This window comes from Streptomyces sp. NPDC060198 (genome assembly GCF_042728415.1).
Classification (GTDB): domain Bacteria; phylum Actinomycetota; class Actinomycetes; order Streptomycetales; family Streptomycetaceae; genus Streptomyces.
On sequence record NZ_JBHWZJ010000040.1, the window covers coordinates 24,252 to 31,710 of the forward strand.

General features: G+C 71.0%; 4 protein-coding genes and 1 CRISPR repeat array. All 4 genes read right to left on the reverse strand.

From position 1 onward, the window contains the following. Positions 1-10: 10 nt before the first annotated feature. Positions 11-766 (reverse strand): type I-E CRISPR-associated protein Cse2/CasB, encoded by a 756-nt coding sequence (gene casB, locus ACFWEP_RS08605; RefSeq protein WP_387367666.1) that lies wholly within the window; start codon positions 764-766, stop codon positions 11-13. Next, complete coding sequence (gene casA / locus ACFWEP_RS08610; protein WP_387367669.1) at positions 763-2,373, reverse strand: type I-E CRISPR-associated protein Cse1/CasA; 1,611 nt, start codon at positions 2,371-2,373, stop codon at positions 763-765. The genes casB and casA overlap by 4 nt, the downstream gene beginning before the upstream one ends. Before the next feature lie 155 nt (positions 2,374-2,528). Beyond that, the gene (locus tag ACFWEP_RS08615) at positions 2,529-5,393 is read right to left on the reverse strand and encodes a CRISPR-associated endonuclease Cas3'' (protein ID WP_387367672.1); all 2,865 of its coding nucleotides are present in this window, start codon (positions 5,391-5,393) and stop codon (positions 2,529-2,531) included. A 171-nt stretch (positions 5,394-5,564) separates the two neighbouring features. Then, positions 5,565-6,081: direct repeats of the CRISPR family, unit length 29 nt; unit sequence GTCCTCTCCGCGCGAGCGGAGGTGAACCG. Between the two features lie 483 nt (positions 6,082-6,564). Next, the coding region (locus tag ACFWEP_RS08620) for a cellulose binding domain-containing protein (protein ID WP_387367675.1) at positions 6,565-7,459 on the reverse strand (895 nt) is incomplete at its 5' end.

The following is a 7,459-nucleotide window of genomic DNA, read 5'->3' on the forward strand; positions in this document are numbered from 1 at the left end:
TCGGCCGAGGTCAGGCGGAGGCGGGGGCGGCGGGCGAGTCTGCTGCGAGTTCCTTCTCGTCCGCTTCGTCGGCCTGCCGCGCGGCGTCCTTGGCCCGCAGCCGGTAGAAGTCCTGGAGCCAGGTGCGCGAGATCCGCCCCGAGTTCCTGCGCCAATGGGAGAGGTCGTCGAGGAGCTGCGCCCAGTCGACGTCGACGTCCAGCGAGCGCAGGTAGCCGATGGAGGCGGGCAGGTGCCGGTGCAGGCCGTTGACGCTCTGGCGGGTGAGAAGGTTGAGGCGGCTCTCCGCCGTCTCCGCCCGCATCTCCTTCTCCCGGCCCGGTCCCTCGGCGACCGCGGTCGCGAACGCCGTGCCAAGACTGACCCGACGCCGCCGCTCGTTCTTGGCGGGCATCCGCTCGCCGTCGGCGTGTACCGGGTTGTCGTCCGTACTCTCCGGGTCCGGTGCGGCCAGTGCGCCGCGCGGTTGGGAGGCAATCATCGCGGCGACCGCGTAGTACGCCCGCTCCACGTCTGCCGAGCGTCCCTCCGGCAGCCAGGGCGCGATCAGGCGGTGCATCCGCCGCACCGAGTCGAGATCCTTCCGCAGCCCGCTGCGCAGGGCGCTGCGGGCCCCGGGGTCGTCCCGGCTGATCTGGGCGACCCAGTCGGTGAAGGCACGCGGGTTGTGCGCCCGCGCTGTGCTCTTCTGCTGCGGGATGCTGCTGTCGGCCGTTTCCGGTGGATCGGCGACGTGCTGTGCGGGGGGTGGGGGAGTGGTGGTCATGCGGATGGCTCCTTGAGCTTCGTCCGGGGGCCGGGCACGGCCGCCGGCTTTTTCGGGGTGCCGCCGTAGAGGTCGATGCGGGCCTCCGAGACGGCCTTCGCGCCGCGCAGGGTACGAGTGACGGGCCGGGTCACCGCGTCGTACGCCTCCTCGGCCAGGCGCAGGAACGCCCGGCGGGTCGCCGTCGGATCGAAACCCCCGTCCGCGATCTCGCCGGTGCGGTCCAGGAGGCGGAAGCGCGCCCAGAACTCCGCCTCGGCGCGCGGCCAGTACCGTGCACCGGCCTCCGCCCCCCATGCCGCACCGTCGGCCTTGGCGTCCTTGACGTACGCGGCCCAGGCGCGCTTGACCGCCCGGTCGAGACGGCGCCCGTACAGCTCGCCGAACTGGCGCAGGCGGCCGACGGCGGGGACGGTGCGGGGGTCGTTGTCCTCGGCGTATCCGAGGACGGCCGGGGTGCTCGCGTCGACGAACTGCGTGTCCTTGGCCTGTCCCTCTTGGTCGAAGCCGAGCGCCCGGACCCGCAGGTCCTCCGAGACCTCGACCGCCGAACGGAACACCCGTGGCTGCTGCGGGTACGCACTGCCGGCCGGCGGATGCTGGAGCAGCAGCGCGTCCAGGTCCCGCCACAGCGCCCGCCCCGCATCGGCCGGGCGCGGGTAGCGGTTGCCCTGCTGGCTGGTCTGCCAGATCAGGTAGTCGTCCTCGCGCGGCAACCGCTCACCCCGGTACGCCCAGGTGATGAACGCGTCCCGCACGTGGGTGCCGTCCTCGTCCGGCAGCAGGAGCAGCGCGTGCTGCGAGCGGCCGGTGTGCCGCGAACGCGGCCCCCGCGACTCCCTCACCGGACGGTCCGGGTCCGGCAGGTCGTCCTGCTCCCACGGGCACAGATCCTCCGCGCCGTTCACGGTGTCCTCCGGCGGTACGAGCCCGGCGAGCAGGGTCTCGAAGAGCGAGGTGCCCTCGGGGTGGTAGGACAGGGCGGTCCGCAGCGGACCGGCGGTGGCGCTCGCGGTCTTCAACCCGTTCACCTCGCGGGACGAACAGCGCCCGGACGGCCCGTAGTAGTGCCACACCAGCAGGCTGAGGAACGCTTCGGGCGCCGTCGGAAGTTCAGGAGCGGTGTCGGTGTCGTGCCGGAACCAGGAGTGGTTGTTGCCCGAGGGACGGGTGACGATGAGCTTGTTCACCCCGGCGGTGTTCGATGTGTCGCACTGCTCCGCCAGACGGGGATCCTGCATCCACGGGCGCCCGCCCGGTGCGAACAGGAAGAACCGGTCCCGGAACTCCTCGAAGTACGCGTCGATCCCGTCGGGAGGGAGCCGCCCGGAGTCGAGAACGTCCAGGCGGCGTTCGTCCCAGTCGCCGTCGGCGCCCTGTTCGCTCAGGTCGGCGACACGCGCGGTGAGCGCGTAGAGGATGCGCAGCAGCGCGGCGTGTGCGGGAGCGTCCGGGACGGCGAGGGACTCGATGTCGTGGCTGTGCAGCAGGAGTTCACGTAACCCCACAAGATCCCGGAGGCCGGCCGTGGCACTGGTCGTGCTGCCGGGTTTCCAGCGTACGGGCACGCAGGGTCGGTGGATCAGGTCGAACGTGCCGGTCGGCATGGAGGTGTCCTGTCGTCATTCAGGCGGCGCTGGAGGGAAGGCCGGTGGAGACCCTCCGCTTGCGCGACGACAGCGGGCTGTCGTCAACGCGTCGAGGGAGAACCGCACTTGAAAAGTAGCGGAAGTGTGAGGGGTGGGTGATCAGAACGTGAAGATCACTCGGCTTCGAGGCCGACCTCGGATATCGAGAGGACGAAACGTCCGTGGCGGCAGGCCCATGTCCCGTCCCCGGCAGGGCTCATGCGCAGCACAACGAGGTCGCGGAGCGAGGGATGAGTGCCCCACTTCACCGGAACCGTCACTTCGGGCTCACCGCCCCGCAGCCACCGCCCCGGCACCGGCGCCACCCGCCGCGCGACGCCCGCCAACTCCGCCGCCGTGAGGCCGGACCGGCCGCCTACGGGGACCGGGCTCCTGCCCTCGGGGTCGAGAGTCGCCCTCCCGTCCGCCTGCTCGTACAGGCAGAGCACCCGGCCGGTGTCCGCACCGAGGCGTGTGGTCAGCAACTCCTCCGTCACCCCCGCCTCCCGCGCCGACAGCTTGCTGAGATCGCCCCTCACATCCGCCGGGGCGCAGATGCTCGCCCACGTCGCCAGATGCCGCTCGGCCGCCTCGTCCGCCAGCCGCTCCTCGTCCAGGCGCGCCAACTCCGCACGAACCGCCTCCTGGAACTCGTCGACGAAGTCCTCCTCGTACACTTCGTCCACCAGTCGCTGCACGTCACCCGGTACCGCGATACCGTCCGGCGCGCACTTCTCCAGGAGCTGTGACGTGCGCACGAGCAGCCCGGTGTCGTAGACCGACCCCCACGAGCGGGGCGGGGTCATCTCGGACACGACCTGCGGATCGAGCACCACCAACTCCGGCTCGTCCTCCGCAACAGCCCACCCCGGCCGACCGAGAGCCCCGCGCCGGTGCCTTCGCGCACGCCCGGCTCGCTGCAACAACTGAGCCAGCGGCGCCAGATCACTCACGACCAGATCGAAATCGAAGTCCAGGGACTGCTCCACCACCTGCGTCGCCACCAGCACCGACCCCGGACGCACCGAGATGGGCCCCTCACCCGGCTTCCCGTACGCGGCCTCACAGTCCGCCGTGATCGCCGCCCGCACATCCGCCGGGTAACGCGAATGCAGCAACCTCACCCCACCGGGCTGCGCGGCGAGCCCCGGAAACGCCGCACACACGTCCCGGTACGTCCGCTGTGCCTCGGCCACTGTCGTGCAGCACACCAGCGCCGTGCCACCCTCCGTGGCGACCGGCGCCAAGACCTCCCGCAGCGCCGCCCGCCGGCCCCCCTCGCGTACCGGCGAACCAGCCGGCTCCGCGACATCCCACATCACGGGCCGATGCGACACCTTCAAAGTCCGGGCCCGGTTGCTCGCGGTACTCCGCGCCGGTGACACCTCCCCCGAAGCGCCGCTCGCGAACAGCCAGCCCGGATACCTCGCCACCACCTGCGACGGCTCACGGAACCCGGCACCGCGCCGGTAGGCGTCCACCAGCGATCCGGCCGAACGGCCCGTAAGCGTGGCCGACAGCAGGACGACCGGGGCGCCCATCGCCCCCAGCCACTCCAGCAGGCGTACGAGAAGCTGGTGCATCCACGGGCCGTACGCGTGCGCCTCATCGACGACGAACACCTTGTCCGACAGCCCGAACAGCCGCAACGCGTTGTACCGCAACGGCAGTACCGCACTCAACGCCTGGTCGATCGTCCCCACACCCAACGGAGCGAGCAGGCCCCGCTTCGGGCCTCGTAACCACGCGTCCGCCTCTACCGCTGTGTTCTTCTCCGCGCTCAGCGCCCCGTCGTCCAGCCCGGTGTCGAGCGTGACCGCTCCGTCCGCGCTGCCGGGGGAACTCAGCCACGCCATGGAGTGGAGCAGCATCAGGGCACGCTCCCCGGACATCGCCCGGGAGGCGAAGGACTCCACACGGGGCAGCATCGCGTCCGCCGTACCCATCGTCGGAAGCGCGAAGTACACCCCCCGGGCGCCCGCCGCCCTCCCCAGCAACGAGGCCGCGAACAACGCCGCCTCCGTCTTCCCGTCACCCGTCGGAGCCGTCACCAGCACCAGCCCGGAACCGTGCTCCCCGACCAGCCCGGGAAGATGCTCCACAAGATCCCGCTGCAAGCTGTTGGGGACGAACGGGAACATCTCACCGAACTCCCCGGCGGAGAACCGGGCCCGGCCCAGCCGCGCCGCCCGCACCAGCCTGGGAGCCACCTCCACCGCACCCTGCCAGTGGGCATCGACCTCCGCCGGCGTACCCGACCAGCCGGGAGCGGGCATGCGCGCCTCGATGGCGGACGTCTGACTCGCCAGCCAGTCCGCCACCACGACCAACCCGGACACCACCACCGCCAGCCCGGCGGGTAACCCGCCCCGGGGAACCGCGAACGCGCCCATGGCCCGCCGTAATTCGTCGAAGTGCGCCCGTCGCTGGTCGGACCAACCCTGGCCCCCCAGGCCGGCGTTGTACGCACCGGCCCGTGCCGCCTCCTTTGCCTTGAGCACACCGCCGAAGAGTCCGTGGTGGCCACCGAGCAGCTGGGCGATCTGGTGGCTCACCGACGTGCGGAGCAGACGCACCTCGCTGGGGTAGGAAGCCTCCTGGAAGAGTTCGTTCAGAGCCCAGTGGGAGGCGATCTCGTGGCGAAATCGCTTCTCGGCCTCAGCGCCCGGCGCGCTGACGTACGCGGGGTCGTCACGAACCGGCCGGTAGCAGGCCGGAACCTGCGCCTGAAACGGGGGAGTGATCTTGCCGAGGTCGTGCAAGCCTGCCCAGAACGCCACGACCGTGCGTGCCTCCGTAGGGTCCAGGCCGAGCACGGTGGCGATGGCAGCCTTGGTCTCCTCGCCCAGAACGGCATCCCACAACCCTTGGAACACCGCCCCGGTATCGAGGAGATGACACATCACCGGATACGGCCGGGGCAGCCCGTGCTCCTTTCCCCACAGCCGAACGTCCAGAAGACAGTCCCCCGAGGCCCCCGCCCCGTCGCGCTTCACCATGACCACAGGGATAGCACCACCCACTGACAACAGCCTCAGATAGGGAAATCAGGCACCGATGTGAGGGACGAGCCTTACACTCGCTGCGCGACGGCGACGGGACGGAAAGCATGCAACGCGAAGCTCGGCAAAGAAACGGCAAAGCGGTCGGATAAGGGCAGGTCGCGAAGGGTCCTCTCCGCGCGAGCGGAGGTGAACCTGGCTGGTGACGATGTGAGTCATTCAGGACGCCGTCCTCTCCGCGCGAGCGGAGGTGAACCGATGCTCCCGGCGAACCTCGCGGCCGGCCTCTTGTCCTCTCCGCGCGAGCGGAGGTGAACCGGATCTTCGCCAGTGCGCTGCTCGCCTGATCCAGTCCTCTCCGCGCGAGCGGAGGTGAACCGCGATTGAAAGAGTCGTGGGCGGCGCCGCCCGCGTCCTCTCCGCGCGAGCGGAGGTGAACCGGACGTCGAGCTGGCCGTGTACAGCCGCTCCGAGTCCTCTCCGCGCGAGCGGAGGTGAACCGGAAGCTGAGCGGGTGCGCGTGGGGCTCGAAACGTCCTCTCCGCGCGAGCGGAGGTGAACCGGTGAGTCAGCCGCACGTCGTGCGGGTGATGGCGTCCTCTCCGCGCGAGCGGAGGTGAACCGTCCATGGTCAGGCCAGGAGCGATCGGCTCCCAGTCCTCTCCGCGCGAGCGGAGGCGAGTTCGACAGTGGCACTCGGGCGCTCGGACCGGACGGTCCCGGGTCGATCCGGCCACAGGCACGATCGAGTAGCAGGACGGTAATCGTCCCGGTGCCCCCAGGGCGGCCACGCGTTCGGGGGCACTCCGGACGGACGGACGGGGCAGGGCGGGGCGGCTGGTGATGGCAGACCCGCGAGGAACCCGGCGTACGCACCACCAGCCGTGTCACCTTCTCCCGCCCGGCCGGTGCCCCCACGGCGTCGGCGATCAGCTGCGTGACGGCGTGCCCTCCGGGAGTCCCGCCACTGTCGCGGACCCTGCTCGACACCTCGCGCGGGTGCCCGGAGCCGTCCGGGGTACCGCCGGAGCCGCCCGGTACCGCGTCCTCGCGGAACACGACACCGCCCCCTGCCGGTTGTCCGGCAGGGGGCGGTGCGCAGGGGATCGGTCCCGGGCCCGGGACCCGTCACCGCGTCAGAAGAGCGGTGGGGGAGTGGGCCGCGGGATCAGGGGGCGGTGCCCCAGGCGAGGGCGCCGCCCACGTACGCGCCGATCTTCGACGCGTCCGCGAAGGACGTGTTGGTCGAACGGCTGTAGTCGTCCGCCTCGCTGAAGTTGGACCAGTCGCTCTTGTTGATCCGGAGCTGGATCTCACCGGTGGAGGCGCCGGCGGCGAGGGTGCCGCTGCCGAAGCCGACCTCCAGGTAGTGGGTGGCGCCGGTCGCCGAACCGCCGCCCGTCACGCCGAGGGTCACGGTTCCGCAGCCGACGACCGCGTAGTCGCACGCGGTGCCGAAGGTGGAGGCCCCACCGTCGGGGGTGAACCAGTAGCGCAGCTTCACCGTGGACAGGTTGACCGCGGTGCTGCCGGTGTTGACCAGCTGGAGGGACAGCCGGATCTGGTTGTCGGTGGCGGAGGAGTCGGTGTTCTTGTACTGGACCTTGACCGTGCCCGTCCCGGTGCCGCCGCCCGCGGAGGTGGTGACGGAGAGGGCGCTGGAGGCCGACGAGATGTTACCGGCGGCGTCCTTGGCCTTGACGGTGTAGCTGTAGGCGGTCGAGGCGGTCAGGCCGGTGTCGGTGTAGGAGGTGGTGGTGGAGGAGCCCACCTTCACTCCGGCGCGGAAGATGTCGTAGCCGGTGACGGCGACGTTGTCCGTGGACGCGGTCCAGGAGAGCGAGACGCTGCTGCTGGTCTTCGCCGTGGACGTCAGGCCGGTCGGGGCGGTCGGCGCCGTGGTGTCGGTGCCGCCGCTGGCCGCCGAGGTGGTGACGGAGAGGGCGCTGGAGGCCGACGAGATGTTGCCGGCGGCGTCCTTGGCCTTGACGGTGTAGCTGTAGGCGGTCGAGGCGGTCAGGCCGGTGTCGGTGTAGGAGGTGGTGGTGGAGGAGCCCACCTTC